Raw genomic sequence first — 683 nt, forward strand, 5'->3', positions numbered from 1 at the left:
GGTGGCGTCGGAGGCCCGGGAGACCCGGGTGCCGATCAAGGGTGTGCGCAAGGCGACGGCGGCGGCGATGGTGGGTTCGGCGTTCACCGCGCCGCACGTCACCGAGTTCGTGACCTTCGACATCACGCGCACGATGAAGCTGGTCGAGGAGCTGAAGTCCGACAAGGACATGGCGGGCCTGCGGGTCAACCCGCTGCTCCTGATCGCCAAGGCCGTGCTGGTCGCGGTGAAGCGGAACCCGGAGATCAACGCGGCCTGGGACGAGGCCGCGCAGGAGATCGTCCTCAAGCACTACGTGAACCTGGGCATCGCCGCGGCCACCCCGCGCGGTCTGATCGTGCCGAACATCAAGGACGCGCACGCCCAGACCCTGCCCGAGCTCTCGAAGTCCCTGAGCGAGCTCGTCGCCACCGCCCGCGAGGGCAAGACCACCCCGGCGGCGATGCAGGGCGGCACCTTCACCATCACCAACGTCGGCGTCTTCGGCGTCGACACCGGTACGCCCATCCTGAACCCCGGCGAGTCCGCGATCCTCGCGGTCGGTGCGATCAAGCTCCAGCCGTGGGTCCACAAGGGCAAGGTGAAGCCGCGCCAGGTCACCACGCTGGCCCTCTCCTTCGACCACCGACTGGTCGACGGCGAGCTCGGCTCCAAGTTCCTCGCGGACATCGCCGCGGTCCTGG

General features: G+C 69.1%; 1 protein-coding gene. It reads left to right on the forward strand.

The features are described 5' to 3' along the window. The coding region (locus tag SGA01_RS40795; protein ID WP_141303490.1) for a dihydrolipoamide acetyltransferase family protein at window positions 1-683 on the forward strand (683 nt) is incomplete at both ends.

It is taken from the genome of Streptomyces gardneri, from assembly GCF_006539185.1.
GTDB classification, from domain to species: Bacteria; Actinomycetota; Actinomycetes; order Streptomycetales; family Streptomycetaceae; genus Streptomyces; species Streptomyces gardneri.